The 13660-nt window shown below is 74.3% G+C and carries 15 protein-coding genes; 5 read left to right on the top strand and 10 right to left on the bottom strand.

Annotated features, from left to right (window positions below; all coding sequences use genetic code 11):
• Positions 1 to 61 precede the first annotated feature (61 nt).
• Genes E6W39_RS03305 through E6W39_RS03295 form a run of 3 tightly spaced genes read left to right on the top strand, consistent with a single transcriptional unit; the run spans position 62 to position 2374 of the window.
• Positions 62 to 481, top strand: coding sequence for a TOBE domain-containing protein (locus E6W39_RS03305; protein WP_101384388.1), 420 nt, complete (start codon positions 62 to 64; stop codon positions 479 to 481).
• Positions 482 to 524: 43 nt separating this feature from the next.
• Positions 525 to 1265, top strand: coding sequence for a glycerophosphodiester phosphodiesterase (locus E6W39_RS03300; protein ID WP_141632178.1), 741 nt, complete (start codon positions 525 to 527; stop codon positions 1263 to 1265).
• Positions 1262 to 2374 (top strand): winged helix DNA-binding domain-containing protein, encoded by a 1113-nt coding sequence (locus E6W39_RS03295; RefSeq protein ID WP_141632177.1) that lies wholly within the window; start codon positions 1262 to 1264, stop codon positions 2372 to 2374. Before E6W39_RS03300 ends, E6W39_RS03295 begins: the two co-directional genes overlap by 4 nt.
• Before the next feature lie 109 nt (positions 2375 to 2483).
• On the opposite strand, the gene E6W39_RS03290 is transcribed toward E6W39_RS03295, so the two are convergent.
• The 4 genes from E6W39_RS03290 to E6W39_RS03275 are packed head-to-tail and all read right to left on the bottom strand — an operon-like array spanning position 2484 to position 5483.
• Positions 2484 to 3329: a class II fructose-bisphosphate aldolase gene (locus tag E6W39_RS03290; protein WP_141632176.1), complete on the bottom strand. Its 846-nt coding sequence runs from the start codon at positions 3327 to 3329 to the stop codon at positions 2484 to 2486.
• Positions 3320 to 4264, bottom strand: coding sequence for a 1-phosphofructokinase family hexose kinase (locus E6W39_RS03285; protein ID WP_141632175.1), 945 nt, complete (start codon positions 4262 to 4264; stop codon positions 3320 to 3322). The genes E6W39_RS03290 and E6W39_RS03285 overlap by 10 nt, the downstream gene beginning before the upstream one ends.
• Positions 4261 to 5241, bottom strand: coding sequence for an ROK family protein (locus E6W39_RS03280; protein WP_141632174.1), 981 nt, complete (start codon positions 5239 to 5241; stop codon positions 4261 to 4263). The genes E6W39_RS03285 and E6W39_RS03280 overlap by 4 nt, the downstream gene beginning before the upstream one ends.
• Complete coding sequence (locus E6W39_RS03275; protein ID WP_141632173.1) at positions 5238 to 5483, bottom strand: hypothetical protein; 246 nt, start codon at positions 5481 to 5483, stop codon at positions 5238 to 5240. Before E6W39_RS03275 ends, E6W39_RS03280 begins: the two co-directional genes overlap by 4 nt.
• A gap of 143 nt (positions 5484 to 5626) precedes the next feature.
• Between E6W39_RS03275 and E6W39_RS03270 the strand changes: the two genes are divergently transcribed.
• A complete protein-coding gene (locus tag E6W39_RS03270; RefSeq protein WP_141632172.1) occupies positions 5627 to 6412 on the top strand; it encodes a DeoR/GlpR family DNA-binding transcription regulator in 786 nt (261 codons plus the stop codon).
• A gap of 128 nt (positions 6413 to 6540) precedes the next feature.
• On the opposite strand, the gene E6W39_RS03265 is transcribed toward E6W39_RS03270, so the two are convergent.
• A complete protein-coding gene (locus tag E6W39_RS03265) occupies positions 6541 to 7497 on the bottom strand; it encodes an alpha/beta hydrolase (protein WP_141632171.1) in 957 nt (318 codons plus the stop codon).
• A 213-nt stretch (positions 7498 to 7710) separates the two neighbouring features.
• Here E6W39_RS03265 and E6W39_RS03260 point away from each other — a divergent pair, with 213 nt between their 5' ends.
• Positions 7711 to 8553 (top strand): spermidine synthase, encoded by an 843-nt coding sequence (locus tag E6W39_RS03260; protein ID WP_228717941.1) that lies wholly within the window; start codon positions 7711 to 7713, stop codon positions 8551 to 8553.
• A 33-nt stretch (positions 8554 to 8586) separates the two neighbouring features.
• Here E6W39_RS03260 and E6W39_RS03255 read toward each other — a convergent pair whose 3' ends face one another.
• The 5 genes from E6W39_RS03255 to E6W39_RS03235 are packed head-to-tail and all read right to left on the bottom strand — an operon-like array spanning position 8587 to position 13660.
• Positions 8587 to 9987 carry an NAD(P)/FAD-dependent oxidoreductase gene (locus E6W39_RS03255; RefSeq protein WP_228717940.1) on the bottom strand — a complete coding sequence of 467 codons (1401 nt, stop codon included), beginning with the start codon at positions 9985 to 9987 and terminating at the stop codon, positions 8587 to 8589.
• On the bottom strand, positions 9984 to 10814 hold the full coding sequence (locus E6W39_RS03250) for an ABC transporter ATP-binding protein (RefSeq protein WP_141632169.1): 831 nt from the start codon (positions 10812 to 10814) through the stop codon (positions 9984 to 9986). Before E6W39_RS03250 ends, E6W39_RS03255 begins: the two co-directional genes overlap by 4 nt.
• Positions 10811 to 11854 carry an ABC transporter ATP-binding protein gene (locus tag E6W39_RS03245; RefSeq protein ID WP_228717939.1) on the bottom strand — a complete coding sequence of 348 codons (1044 nt, stop codon included), beginning with the start codon at positions 11852 to 11854 and terminating at the stop codon, positions 10811 to 10813. The genes E6W39_RS03250 and E6W39_RS03245 overlap by 4 nt, the downstream gene beginning before the upstream one ends.
• A complete protein-coding gene (locus tag E6W39_RS03240; RefSeq protein ID WP_141632168.1) occupies positions 11851 to 12705 on the bottom strand; it encodes an ABC transporter permease in 855 nt (284 codons plus the stop codon). The genes E6W39_RS03245 and E6W39_RS03240 overlap by 4 nt, the downstream gene beginning before the upstream one ends.
• Positions 12698 to 13660 carry an ABC transporter permease gene (locus E6W39_RS03235; RefSeq protein ID WP_141632167.1) on the bottom strand — a complete coding sequence of 321 codons (963 nt, stop codon included), beginning with the start codon at positions 13658 to 13660 and terminating at the stop codon, positions 12698 to 12700. The genes E6W39_RS03240 and E6W39_RS03235 overlap by 8 nt, the downstream gene beginning before the upstream one ends.

The raw sequence follows: 13660 nt of genomic DNA, 5'->3' as shown, positions 1-13660 counted from the left end.
AGGCCGGGGAATGCGGCAGGATGGGACCGTGGTGACCAGCCGAACGAGGGGAGCGAGCGCCATGGGCCAACCGGGCCGGTCGGTCAACAACTACCGCATCGGTGAGGCCGCAGCGATGCTCGGGGTGAGTGCGGACACCATGCGCCGCTGGGTCGACGCCGGCCGGGTCGCCGCCGAGCGGGACGAGCAGGGGCACCGCATCATCCCGGGGGAGCCGCTGGCGGCCTTCGCCCGGGAGCTGGCCAGGCCCGGCACCGCCGAGGCGGAGGGCCGTCCGCCGTCCTCCGCGCGCAACCGGTTCCCGGGGATCGTCACGCAGGTGGTGCTCGGCGATGTGGCGGCGCAGGTGGAGATCCAGGCGGGCCCGTTCCGGGTGGTCTCACTGATCAGCCGGGACTCGGCCGAGGAGCTGGAGCTGGTCCCGGGGGCACCCGCGACTGCGGTCATCAAGTCGACCAATGTGATGATCGAACGCACCTGATCGCCTGCCAGCTGACCCGCCGTCGCCTCCGAAAGACCGCCTGATGACTGATGCCCTGTCACGTGTCGACCAGCCCGTCCGGCCGCTCGCCGTCGCCCACCGCGGCGACCCGTACCGCCACCGGGAGAACACCCTGCCGTCGCTGGCCTCCGCGCTGGCCGCGGGCGCGGACGCCGTCGAGGTGGACGTGCAACTCACCCGCGACCGGGTCCCGGTACTGCTGCACGACCCCACCCTCAAGCGGCTCTGGGGCCTGGACCGGCCGGTCTCCGCGCTGACCAGCGCCCAACTGGCCGCCCAGGAGTTCGAGGGCGGCCAGCGGGTGCCGACCCTGGCCGAGGCGCTCGGCCTGCTGGCCGGGACGCCGACCGCCCAGCTGCTGATCGACCTGGACGAGCCCGGGCCGGCCAAGGCGACCTGGGCGGCGGTCACCGAGCTGGGCGCCGAGTCGCGGGTGGCCTTCTGCGGGCCGGTGGCCGCCATGTTCGCGGTGCGGGAGCTGGCCCCCGAGGTGCCGATAGCGCTCACCTGGAAGCGGCCCGAGCTCCCGGTGCCCGCCATGCTGGCCGACCTGCGCCCGCGCCACCTCAACCCGCCCTTCGGCCTGGTGACCGAGGAGTTGGTGGCGCGGGCGACCGACGCCGGGCTGCTGGTCAGCACCTGGACGGTCGACCTGCGCCGCACCATGCGCCGGATGCGCGCCCTCGGCGTGGCCTCGCTCACCACCAACCGGATCGCCGTGCTGCGCGCCGAGCTCGACGCCCGCCCCGGGCGGCGCGGGTGACCGAGCCGCTGCTGGAGCGGCGGGCCCTGAACCGGGCGCTGCTGGCCCGTCAACACCTGCTGGAGCCAGCCGAGTTGACGCCGATCCAGCTGATCACCCAGCTGGTCGGCCTGCAAGCCCAGGCCGCCGACCCGCCCTACTACGGCCTCTGGTCCCGGCTGCCCGCCTTCCGCCCGGAGCAGCTGAGCGACCTGGTGACGGACCGCCAGGTGGTCCGGCTCAGCCTGCAGCGCGCCACCATCCACCTGGTCACCGCCGCCGACTGCCTGCGGCTGCGCCCGCTCTTCCAGCCGGCGCTCGACCAGGCGCTGACCGGTGCCCGCGGCCGCCTGCTCGCCGACCTCGACCTCGACGCGGTGGCCCGGCGCGGCCGCGCGCTGGTCGAGGAACGACCGCGCACCTTCCAGGAGTTGGGCACCCTGCTGGCCGCCGGCCACCCCGACCGCGACCCCGCTGCCCTGGCCCAAGTGCTCCGGGCCCGGCTGGCCCTGGTGCAAGTGCCGCCGCGCGGACTCTGGCGCACCAGCGGCGCGGCGGCCCACACCACGGCCGAACACTGGCTGGGCCGGGAGCTGGACCGGTCGGCCCCGGAGGCCGCCCGGGACGAGCTGGTGCTGCGCTACCTGGCCGCGTTCGGCCCCGCCACCGTCGCCGACCTGCAGAAGTGGTCCGGCCTCACCCGGCTGGCCGGCGTGGTCAAACGGCTCCGGGCCCGGCTGGTGGAGTTCCGCGACGAACACGGGAAGGCGCTGTTCGACCTGCCCGAGGCGCCGCGCCCCGAGCCGGCGACCGCCGCACCCGTGCGGCTGGTGGCCCCGTTCGACAATCTGCTGCTCTCCCACGCCGACCGCAGCCGGGTGCTCCCCGGGGCGTTCCGCCACCGGGTGATGACGGCCAACGGCATCGTGCTGGGCACGCTCCTGGTGGACGGCTTCGTTGCGGGAATCTGGCAGCTGGAGCGGGAGAAGGACCGAGTGACCGCCGCGCTGCGGCCGTTCACCACCCTGAACCGGCTCGCCCGCGCCGAGGCCACCACCGAGGCCGAGCGGCTGCTCGCCTTCGCGGCGCCGGAAGCGCCGGACCACCAGGTGCGGATCGAGGAGGCCTGACCCGGCCTCAGGGAGGTCAGGCGGGGCCCGGAACACGGACGGCACCCACGGGCCCGACCGGACGGCGGATCCATGGGTGCCGTGACAGTGACCGGCCCTTCCGTCGGGGCTAGCCCACCACCGCCGGGTCGAGGACCGCCAGCAGCCGGGTGACCTCGGCGGCCATCGCCGCCCGGCCGGGGCCGAGGTAGCGGCGGGTGTCGACCAGCCGCGGGTCGGCCGCCAGCGCCGCCCGGACGGCGGTGCTGAAGACCTGGTTGAGGTGCGTCGCGATGTTGATCTTCGTCATGCCGTGCCGCACCGCCTCCGCCAGGTGCTCGTCGGCGACCCCGGAGGAGCCGTGCAGCACCAGCGGCACCGGCACGGTCGCCCGCAGCGCGGCGATCAGCCCGAAGTCGAGCGCCGCGTCCCGGGTGAGCATGGCGTGCGAGCTGCCGACCGCGACGGCGAGCGCGTCCACACCCGTCGCGGCGACGAACGCGGCGGCCTCGGCCGGGTCGGTGCGGGCACCGGGAGCGTGCACGCCGTCCTTCCCGCCGACCTCGCCGAGCTCGGCCTCCACCCAGAGCCCCGCGTCGTGGCAGCGGACGACGACCTCGGCGGTGGTCCGCACGTTCCGCTCGTAGTCCAGCACCGAGGCGTCGAACATCACGGAACCGAAGCCGAGTTCGACGGCCTGCTCGACCAGCTCGACCGAGGTGGCGTGGTCGAGGTGGACCGCGACCGGCACCTCGGCCGCCTCGGCCACCGCCAGCATGGCACCGCCGATCGGCGCGAGGCTGCCGTGGTAGCGGACGGCGTTCTCGCTGAGCTGCAGGACCACCGGCGTGCCCGCGGCCTCGGCGCCGGCCACGATCGCCTGCGCGTGTTCGAGCTGGATGACGTTGAAGGCGCCGACACCCCGCCCGGCGCTCAGGGCCTTGGCGACGACGTCACCGGTACCGGTCAGCGGCATGGGGACTCTCCTTCACGAGTGCGGAGCGGTTCGACGGTCACCTGCGGCAGCAGGCGGCGGTGGAGTGCGGGATCGAAGTCACCGGCGAGCGGGGCGGCGACGGCGGCGGCGGACAGCGCCACCGCCTCCGTGAGCCGGACCGGCCACGGGGTCTGCGCGACCAGGCCGGCGGCGAGGGCCGCGACCGCCGCGTCCCCCGCGCCGGTGGGGTTGCCGGCCAGCGCCGCCGGCGGCGCGGCCCGCCAACTGCCGTGCGGCGTAACGGCGATCATGCCGTCCGGCCCGAGCGAGGCGACCACCGCCCGGGCCCCGGCAGCACGCAGCGCCTCGGCCCCGGCGTATGGATCGCTGCTGCCGCTGGCGGCCGCCAGCTCATCGGCGTTGGGCTTGACCAGAGCCGGCCCCTCGCCGAGCGCCGCGCGCAGTGCCTCGCCGTCGGCATCCAGCACGGCCGGCACGCGATGTGCGCGGGCGCGGCGGATCAGCTCGGCGTAGCCGTCGACGGGCAGGCCGCCCGGCAGGCTGCCGGAGAGCACCACGACCGAGGCGTGCGGCACCAGTTGCTCGTACCGGTCGAGGAACGCGGTCCACTCCGCGGCCGACACATGCGGGCCGCCCTCCAGCAGGATCGTGGTGTCGTCGGCCTCCTCGTCGACCACGGCGACGGTGCGCCGGCTCTCGCCCGCGATCGGCACCAGCTCGTCGGTCAGTCCGGCCGCCGCGAGGTCACGGCGCACGGCCGCACCGGTCGGCCCGCCGGCCAGGCCGGTGACGACGGTGCGGTGCCCGAGGGCGTGCAGCACGCGCGCGACATTGACGCCCTTGCCGCCCGCCCGGGCGGCCGTGGCGCGGACCCGGTTGCCGGCGCGCGGTCGGAGCCGGTCCACCCGGTAGGTGACGTCGAGCGCCGCGTTGAGGGTGACGGTGAGGATCATCCGGCCGCCTTCCACGACAGCTGACGGGGTATCGGGAACCTGCGGGTGCCCGGGTCGGGCCGCAGCTGCTGCGCGAGCAGTGCCGCGCCCAGGCAGCCCGCCTGGTGGCCAAGGGCAGCAGGCACGACCGGGGGCGAGGCCTGGAAGGTCAGCCGCTCGGCCAGGGCGGCGCGCAGGGCGTCGAAGTACGGCGCGCCGGCCAGGGCCAGGCCGCCGCCGATCACCACGCGCTCCGGGTCGAGCAGCGTGATCGCGGCGCTCAGCCCGTCGGCGAGAGCCTCGACGGCCTCCTGCCAGACCGCGGCGGCCTCGGTGTCGCCGTCGGCGGCCCGCCGGGACACCTCCTTGGCGCTGACTGCGGGCGTGCCGGTGCGCCGGGCGTACCTGCGGGCGATGGCGGCGGCCGAGGCCACGGTCTCCAGACACCCGCGCCCGCCGCACGGGCACGGCTCGCCGTCCGGTGTCACCGCCAGGTGGCCGAGTTCCCCGGCGAGGCCGTGCCCGCCGGTCAGCGCCCGGCCGTCCACCATGATCGCGGCGGCGATGCCGGTGCCGACCGGGACGAACAGGAAGGAGCCGCAGTCGCGGCCCGCACCGAGCCTGGCTTCGGCGAGTCCGCCGGCCCGGACGTCGTGCCCGAAAGCGACCGGCAGGTCCAACTCCTCGGCGAGCCAGTCGCGCACCGGCACCTGCCGCCAGCCGAGGTTGGCGGCGAAGACGGAGGTGCCCGAGGCCTCGTCCACCAGGCCCGGCACGGCGATGCCCGCCGCCGCGGGCCGGTACCGCTCGGTGAGGTCGGCGGCGAAGGCGAGGACGGTGTCGAGGACGGCGTCCGGGCCGCGCTCAGCCCGGGTGGGTCGGCGCTCGGACTGCACCAGGGTGCCGTCGTCGGCCAGCACGCCGCCCTTGATCTGGGTGCCGCCGACGTCGAGAGCGATGACCGGCACGCCCCCGTCGCACTCGCTGGGCCCGGTCATGACGTCGCCAGGAGGACCGGGCGGCCGAGGCCCAGCGGCTGGTCCGGGTCGAGGCCGTGGCGCTCGGCCGTTTCGGCCGCGAGCCGCTGGGCGCGGACCGGATCGGCGAGCGGGTCGAGCGGCGAGCGCGAGACGGTCGCACCGCTCGGGTGGACCTGGGCGGGGAGGCCGGCCGGGGTGAGCCGCCTGGCGCGGCGCCGGCCTGCGGGCCGGCCGGCTATCTCGTCGGAGACGTAGGTCATCGCGTCCTCCTGCGGGCGGAGCCCGTTGCGTGAAGATGCTCAGTTATAGCTGTTTCAAGCAGAATCACGCAATGGTGCGCAGGTCAGGGCATCACTGGCCTGCGCGATACGCTCGCTGTTCGCGCAACGATTGAGGAGTGGGGATGAGCACGCACGAGCGGTGGACGCGCCTGCTGGAGGTCCTGGGCGAGCAGGGCCGGATCGAAGTCGCCGAGGCCGCCGAACTGCTCGGGGTGTCCGCCGCGACGATCCGCCGCGACATGGAGGAACTGGCCCGCCAGCAGCTGCTGACCCGGACGCGCGGCGGCGCCGTGCTGAGCGGTGTTGCGTACGACCTGCCGCTGCGCTACAAGACCGCGCGCCAGGCCGACGAGAAGCACCGGATCGCGCGCGCCGTGGCCGGGCTGATCCCGCCGGGCGCCGTGGTCGGCCTGAACGGCGGCACCACCACCTCGGAGGTCGCCCGCGAGCTCGCCACCCGGGCCGACCTCGCCGAGCAGACCGCCGGCACGGCGCTGACCATCGTGACCAACGCGATCAACATCGCCAACGAGCTCGCGGTGCGGCCGTATGTGAAGACCGTGGTGACCGGGGGCGTGGCCCGGCCCAACTCCTACGAGCTGACCGGGCCGTTGGCCAACCTGGTGCTCCAGAACATCTCGCTGGACTACGCGGTGCTCGGAGTCAACGCCGTCGACCCCCGGTTCGGCGCCGCCGCCCACGACGAGGGCGAGGCCAGCGCCAACCGCGCCATGGCCGAGCGGGCGGACCGGGTCATCGTGGCCGCCGACTCCACCAAGCTCGGCAAGCGGGCCTTCGCGCAGGTCTGCGCGATCAACGAGATCGCCGTGCTGGTGACCGACACCGACGCCCCGGACGAGCTGGTCGAGAGGATCAGCAGCCAGGGCGTCGAGGTGCTCTGCGTGTGACGTCCCCTCAGCTTGACTTCTGCTGACGGGACTTGGGGTGCCGACGCGGATCAGGCGCCCGGCGGTGTATTGAACGGGGCGGCCCGCCGGGTGCCCACCCGGCAGGCAGGTTCACCCGGTGGCCCGGTTCACCCGGTGGCCACCGGGAAGTACGCGCCGATCCAGCGGTCCAGCTCGTCGAACACCTGCTTGCGCGCCGACTCCCGGGAGAGCACCAGGTCGTGCACGCCGCCCTCGATCCGCACGACGGTGACGTGCCGGCCCAGCCGCGGGCCGAGCGCCGCGATGTCATCGGCCCGCAGCACGGCGTCGGAGTGGTGCAGCGCCGGGTCCCACTTGCTGGTCACGACGGAGGAGGTGGAGGCCATCAGCAGCACCGGGCAGTCGATCGCCAGTCCGCGCCGCACCTCGCGGTGGCCGCGCTGGATGGCGGCCAGCCAGCCCGCGTAGAGCGGAAAGCCCTCGGCGGGCTTGAGCGAGAGGTCGAAGTCCCACTCGCCCCGGTGGTCGCGGTGCAGACTGTGCACGTAGTGCGGATTGAGCGGGGCCGGGAGCTTGCGCAGCGCGGCCAGTCGACCGAGCGCCCCCACGGCGGGAGCGCCCAGGGTGCGGACGGCGGGCGCCGCCGGCATCGACAGGAACGGGCTGTTCAGGAAGATCCCGTCCACCACACCGCGCCCGGCCTGCCGGCTCGCCCAGAGCGCGGCGACCAGGCCGCCGGTGGAGTGGCCGTTCAGCAGCAGGCGGGTGTGCCCGTCCGCCCGGACGGTACGGACCGCCGCTTCCAGCTCCTCGTCGTAGGCCCGCAGGTCGCGGACGAAGTTCGGCGAGTGGTGCGGCCGCAGCGAACGGCCGTACTTGCGCAGGTCCAGCGCGTAGAACGAGAAGCCGGCCGCGACGAAGTGGTCCGCCAGGTTGGTCTGGAAGAAGTAGTCCGTGTAGCCGTGGATGTACAGCACGGCCTGCTTGGAGCCGGGCACCAGCCGCCGCACCAGGGTCGCACTGACCGCACCCTCCTCGTCCGCGCGCAACGGCAGCTCGGCCGCCTCGTACGGCGCACCCAGGATGTCTTCTCGGAACTCCATCTACCGCCGCACCCGCTTCCGCTCTGGCCTGTCGAGGCAGGACCGCCGACCGGGCCGCCGGCAGGACCGCCGACCCGAGGGCACCGACGATACCGGCCAGTAGGGCGAGTGCGCTGCGCCGCGGCCTCCGGCCTATGCTGCCGACATGCTGCTGAGAGACCCCGCCGCGGGGCCGGCCCGCCGATCGAAGGCCCGCCGACCGAAGGCCCGCCAGTGACCGAACCCCGCCCGGTGCTGCGTGACACCGCCTTCGGCACCGCCAAGCTGATGCCCGACCTGGATCGCGAGGGCGGCTGGCTGCTCACCCTGGACGACACCCCGCAGTCCTACGTGGACCTGTCCGACCCGACCCATCTGGAGTTCGAGTACACCCGCCGCCTCGGCCACCTCGCCGACGTGCTGGCACCCGAGGGCGAGCCCCTGGACGCACTGCACCTCGGCGGCGGCGCCCTCACCCTGCCCCGGTACCTGGCCACCACCCGCCCCGGCTCGCGCCAACTCGCCGTCGAGGCGGACGGACCGCTGGTCGAGCTGGTGGCCGAGGTGCTGCCCTGGACCGGCCAGGGCATCGAGGTCGCCGTCGGCGACGCCCGCGAGCACCTCGCCCAACTGGCGCCCGGCTCCTGGGACCTGGTGGTGGCCGACGTCTTCCAGGGCTCGCGCACCCCGGCCCACCTGACCTCCGTCGAGTTCGTCCGACTCGCCGCCGGCGCGCTTCGCCCCGGCGGCGCCTACGCGGCCAACCTCGCCGACGGCGCCCCGCTGGCCTTCGCCGCCGCCCAGGCCGCCACGGTCCGCGCGGTCTTCCCGCACACCTGCCTGGTCGCCGAACCCTCGGTGCTGCGCGGGCGACGGTTCGGCAACCTGCTGCTGATCGGCTCCGACCAGCCGCTGCGGGTCGACGCGCTGGCCCGCCGGCTCGCCGCCGACCCGTTCCCGGCCCGCCTGGTCGAGGGACCCGACCTGCGGCGCCTGGTCGGCACGGCCACACCGGTCACCGACGCCGAGGCCCGCCCCTCGCCGCCGCCGCCGAAGGGCGCGTTCAGCATCGAGTGAGCGGGCCGCCGGGATGCGCTGGCTGATGGATCGTCAACTGTCGAACCCCAGGCCCAGCCGGTCCAGCAGCCGCAGCCATCCGTTCCGCCGTCCGTCGTTCGCGTCCGCCTGCGCGAGCGACCACTTGGTGATCCCGATCGCCGCCGAGCGGATCGGCTCCGGGGGGAAGGGAAGCGGCTTGTGCCGGACCATCTCCAGCGCCGTCCGCTCGGTGCGCTCACCGGCCAGCAGGTCGAGCATCACCTCGGCGGCGAACCGGGTCGCTCCGACGCCCAGGCCGGTGAAGCCGGCGGCGTAGGCGACCCGGCCGCCGTGCGAGAGGTCGAAGAAGGCGGTGAAGCGGGTGCAGGTGTCGATCGCGCCGCCCCAGGCGTGGGTGAAGGAGAGGTCGTCCAACTGCGGGAAGGCGCGGGCGAAGTGGCGGGCCAGGGTGGCGAAGGTCTCCGGCCGCTGGTCGTGTTCGGCGCGCACGCGGCCCCGGTAGTGGTAGACGGCGTCGTAACCTCCCCACAGGATGCGGTTGTCGGCGGTCAGGCGGACATAGTGGAACCGGTTGGCGCTGTCGGCGAAGCCCTGGCGGTGCCGCCATCCGACGGACGAGAGCTGGCGCCCGCTCAGCGGCTCGGTCATCAGCGCGTAGTCGTAGACCGGGACGGTGTACGGACGGTGCCGCCGCACCAGCGACGGAAAGGCATTGGTGGCAAGCGCGACACGTCCGGCCCGGACGCGGCCGTACGAGGTCCGCACCTCGACACCACCGCCGGACGGGGTGAGCCGCGTGGCCCGCGTGTGCTCGTGGATCCGAACGCCGCGCTCCTCGCAGGCTCGCTTCAACCCCCAGGCCAGCCGCGCCGGATTGACCATCGCCACGCCGTCCCGGTCCCACAGCCCGGCCAGGAAGGCGGGGGAGTCGATCTCGGCGCGCACGGCTTCCGGCGTCTCCAGGAGCGTCCGCTCGACGCCGTACCGGGCGGCCAGCGCGGCCAACTCCCGCAAACCGTCGACCTGGTACGGCTCGGTTGCGACGCTCAGCGAGCCGGTGCGCTCCCAGTCGCACGCGATGCCGTAGCGCTTGACCGTGTCCTCGATGGCCTGCAGGTTGCGGGCACCGAGCCGCTCCAGCACAGTGAGCTCGCCGGGCCAGCGCTGGTGTCCGTTGCCGAGGCCGTGGGTCAGGCTGGCCTCGCAGAAGCCGCCGTTGCGGCCGGAGGCGGCCCAGCCGACCTCCTCGGCCTCGATCAGCAACACGTCACACGCGCTGTCCCGTTCCTTGGCGAGCAGCGCCGTCCACAGGCCGCTGTAGCCGCCTCCGACCACCAGCAGGTCGCAGCGGGTGTCGGCGACCAGGGCGGACGCGGCGTCCGGCCGGGCGGGGTCGTCGAGCCAGAAGGGCACCGGCTCGGCGTCCCGCAGTCGGCGAATCGGATCAGTCATGCCGGACGCTCCCCGGGAATCGGCTCGCTGAGCGCCCGGCGCCGGCTCGCGATGTCCCCGGGCTCCCATCCCGGGTGCGGCACCGAAGCGAGCAGCAGGCGTGTGTACGGATGCTCCGGCCTCGCCAGCAGGTCGGGCAGCGCACGGTGTTCGACCGGGCGGCCCTGCCACATGACCAGGGCCTCGTCGCAGACGTACCGCACCACGGCGAGGTCGTGGCTGACGAAGACCAGGCCGATGCCGGCCTCGCGGCGGATGTCGGTCAGGAGGTTGAGCACCTGCGCCTGGACCGAGACGTCCAGCGCGGAGACCGCCTCGTCGAGTACCAGGACCGCCGGCTCGACCGCGAGGGCGCGGGCGATCGCGGCGCGCTGGCGCTGGCCCCCGGAGAGCCCGCGCGGACGGGCGGCGGCCTCGCGGTCGCCGAGGCCGACCTGGGCCAGCAGTTCGCGGACCCGGGCGGCGCGGGCCGATCGGTCGCGGTGGCCGTGCAGGCGCAGCACGCCGTCGAGCGTTTCACCGATGGTCAGCCGGGCGTCCAGGGAGAGGTACGGGTCCTGGTAGACCATCTGCACCGCCTTGGCCCTGGCCAGCCGCGCCGCACGACCGTGGACGGCCGGCGCCAGCGGCTGGCCGAGGACGCTGATCGAGCCGGAGTCGGGGCGCTCCAGCCCGACCAGCATCCGGGCGGTGGTCGTCTTCCCGGAGCCGGACTCACCGACCAGTCCCAGCGCGCCCCCCGGCGGCAGTGAGAACGAGACCCCGTCGACGGCGACCGTCGGGCCGTACGCCTTCCGCAGTCGGCTGACTTCGAGCAACGCGTTCACGGGCGGACCTCCTCGGCGGGGGACGGGATCTCGGCCACTCGCAGGCAGGCCACAGCCCGCCCGGCGCCATCAGCGCCGTCCACGAGTGGCAGCAGCGCCGGCACCTCCTGGTCGCACCGCCCGGCCTGCGCGAATGCGCACCGCGCCGCGAACGCGCACCCCGGTGCGGCCTCGTCCAGGCCGATCGGTGTGCCGGGCACCGGCCTGAGCCGCTCCAGCGGACCGGTCAGCGGCGGGGTCGACCCGAGCAGTCCGATCGTGTAGGGGTGCCGCGGCCGGCCGAACAACTCCGCCGCCGTGGCGTGCTCCACGATCCGCCCCGCGTACATCACGTACACCCGGTCGCAGCTCGCCGCCGCCAGCTCGATGTCATGGGTGATCAGCAGCAGGCCCAGACCCCGTTCGCGCTGCAGCCGGCCGAGCAGCGCGAGGATCTCCGCCTGGGTGCTGACGTCCAGGGCGGTGGTCGGCTCGTCGCAGAGCAGCAGCCGCGGCTCGCCGGCCAGCGCGCCGGCGATCATGACGCGTTGCAGCATCCCACCCGACAGCTGGTGCGGGTACCGCCGCAGCTGGCGCTCCGGCTCCGGCAGGCCCACGGCCGCCAGCAGTTCCACCGCCCGCTGCTCGGCCCGGTGCCGCGGCCAACGGCGGGTCAGGCGCAGCGGTTCGGTGAGGAAGTCGCCGATCCGGCGGACCGGATTGATGCCCGCGCGAGGATCCTGGAAGACCATCGACACCGTGCCGGCACGGATCGCGCGCAGCCGGCCCTGCCCTGCACCGAGCACGTCCTCCCCGTCCACCAGCACCCGGCCGGCGCAGCGCGCCCCCGGTGGGAGCAGCCCGAGGGCGGCCCGCGCGGTCACCGACTTCCCGGACCCCGACTCCCCGACCAGTCCCACCACCTCGCCCGCCGCCACCCGCAGGCCGACCGCGTCGAGCACGGGCCGTGCGGTGCCGGGCAGTTCGACGGTCAAGCCGTCGATCTCCAGCAACGAGGCGCTGATTGCGCCGTCCTCCTCCTTCGGCAAAGAGCCGCTCACCGCGTCGTCCCCCTCTCGCCCAGTCGCTCGCCGACCACGTTGAACGCCAGCACCGCCGCCACCACGGCGACCACCGGCAGCACCGCCGAGAGCGGCTGCCCGGCCAGCACGGCCGACTGCGCGTGGTTGATCATCGCGCCCCAGTCCGGCGTCGGCGGTTGCACGCCGAGGCCGAGGAAGGAGAGCGCGGCCAGGTCCAGCAGCGCGTAGCCGAAGTTGACGGTGGACTGCGCGAGCACGGTCGGTGCGATGTTCGGCAGCAGTCCGCGCACCGCGACGTAGCCGGGTGCGTGGCCCTGGACCAGGTAGGCGGCGATGTAGGGGCGGGTCTTCTCCTGCGCGGTCAGGCCGCGCACCAGGCGGGCGGTGTAGGGCAGGTAGGCGACGGCCATGGCCAGCACCGGTGCGCCCAGGCCCTTGCCGAACAGTGCCACGGCGAGGATCGCCAGCAGCAGCGACGGGAAGGCGAAGAGGACGTCGAGCACCCGGCTGATCACCGCGTCCACCCGTCCGCCGCGCCAGCCGCTCAGGAGCCCGACGGCGATGCCGCCGGCGCTGGAGAAGACGACGACGCCGAGCGGGCCGAGCAGGCTGGTCCTGGCACCCTCCAGCAGCGCGGAGAAGGTGTCGTGGCCGCCCTGGTCGGTACCGAGCCAGTGCTGCGCGCTAGGCCCGGCCATGGTGTCGGCGAAGTCGCCGACCGTCGGGTCCTGCGGCGCCAGCCACGGTGCGAACAGCGCCACCGCGACGAAGACCACCAGCACGCCCAGGCAGATCCGGAACAGCCAGCCGTGGCCGCCGAGTCGGCGCAGCACCCGGCCGGCGCCCAGCCGCACGATGTCGCTACTCATCGAACACCCCCGCCGTCCGTGCGACCCGCGGGTCGATCAGCGGATACACCAGGTCGACCAGCATGTTGACCACCACGAAGGCCGCGACCACCAGCAGCACCAGCGCCTGCACGACCTGGAAGTCCAGCTCGTCGACGCATTGCACGAGCAGCGAGCCGATCCCGGACATCCCGAAGGCGGTCTCCACGATGGCGGTGCTGACGAGCATGCCGGAGACCAGCAGGCCGGAGACCGTGACGATCGGCCCGAGCGCGTTGCGGAACACGTGGCGGCGCAGCACGGCGAACCTCGGTGTGCCCCGGCTGAGCGCCACCTCGACGTGCTCGCGGCCGAGTTGGTCCAGCATCGCGCTGCGGGTGACCCGGGTGACCAGCGCCATGAAGGTCACCGAGAGCGCGATCGCCGGCAGCACCACGTGGCGCAACTGGTCCAGCAGGCCGGTGCCGTTGCCGATGGTCGGGAACCAGCCCAGCTTCACCCCGAGCACGGACCGCAACACGATCGCGGCGGCGAACGACGGGACGGCCGCGCCGACGGTGACCAGCAGCAGCACGGCGCTGTCCGTCCGGGTGCCGCGCCGTAGCGCACCGAGCGCGCCGGCGCCGGTCCCCACCACGGCGATCAGCACGGTGGCGACGGCGACCAGCAGCAGCGACGCGGGCAGCCGGGACCAGATGACGGCGCCGACACTCTGGTGGAACAGGTAGGAGCGCCCGAAGTCGCCGTGCAGCACCGCGTCCAGCCAGTGCCAGTAGCGCACCAGGAACGGCTGATCGAAGCCGAACTGCCTGCGGATCGAGGCGAGTTCGGCGGGGCTCGGGCTGCGCCCGCGGACCAGGAAGGAGACCGGGTCGCCGGGCGCGAGGTAGAGCGAGGAGTAGACCAGGAACGAGGTGACCAGCAGCGTCACGGCGGTGCCGGCCAGCCTGCGCAGCACGGCGACCGCGAGGCTCAT

The sequence above is a fragment of the Kitasatospora acidiphila genome (assembly GCF_006636205.1).
GTDB lineage: Bacteria > Actinomycetota > Actinomycetes > Streptomycetales > Streptomycetaceae > Kitasatospora > Kitasatospora acidiphila.
This window is presented reverse-complemented; position numbering and strand designations above follow the sequence as displayed.

What these genes read in the sequence shown, in the direction of transcription:
- E6W39_RS03305 (WP_101384388.1), top strand. Translation starts at nt 62, where the DNA reads ATGGGCCAACCGGGCCGGTCGGTCAACAACTACCGCATCGGTGAGGCC.
- E6W39_RS03300 (WP_141632178.1), top strand. Translation starts at nt 525, where the DNA reads ATGACTGATGCCCTGTCACGTGTCGACCAGCCCGTCCGGCCGCTCGCC.
- E6W39_RS03290 (WP_141632176.1), bottom strand. Translation starts at nt 3,329, where the DNA reads ATGCCGCTGACCGGTACCGGTGACGTCGTCGCCAAGGCCCTGAGCGCC.
- E6W39_RS03285 (WP_141632175.1), bottom strand. Translation starts at nt 4,264, where the DNA reads ATGATCCTCACCGTCACCCTCAACGCGGCGCTCGACGTCACCTACCGG.
- E6W39_RS03280 (WP_141632174.1), bottom strand. Translation starts at nt 5,241, where the DNA reads ATGACCGGGCCCAGCGAGTGCGACGGGGGCGTGCCGGTCATCGCTCTC.
- E6W39_RS03275 (WP_141632173.1), bottom strand. Translation starts at nt 5,483, where the DNA reads ATGACCTACGTCTCCGACGAGATAGCCGGCCGGCCCGCAGGCCGGCGC.
- E6W39_RS03270 (WP_141632172.1), top strand. Translation starts at nt 5,627, where the DNA reads ATGAGCACGCACGAGCGGTGGACGCGCCTGCTGGAGGTCCTGGGCGAG.
- E6W39_RS03265 (WP_141632171.1), bottom strand. Translation starts at nt 7,497, where the DNA reads ATGGAGTTCCGAGAAGACATCCTGGGTGCGCCGTACGAGGCGGCCGAG.
- E6W39_RS03255 (WP_228717940.1), bottom strand. Translation starts at nt 9,987, where the DNA reads ATGACTGATCCGATTCGCCGACTGCGGGACGCCGAGCCGGTGCCCTTC.
- E6W39_RS03240 (WP_141632168.1), bottom strand. Translation starts at nt 12,705, where the DNA reads ATGAGTAGCGACATCGTGCGGCTGGGCGCCGGCCGGGTGCTGCGCCGA.
- E6W39_RS03235 (WP_141632167.1), bottom strand. Translation starts at nt 13,660, where the DNA reads ATGAGCCTCGCGGTCGCCGTGCTGCGCAGGCTGGCCGGCACCGCCGTG.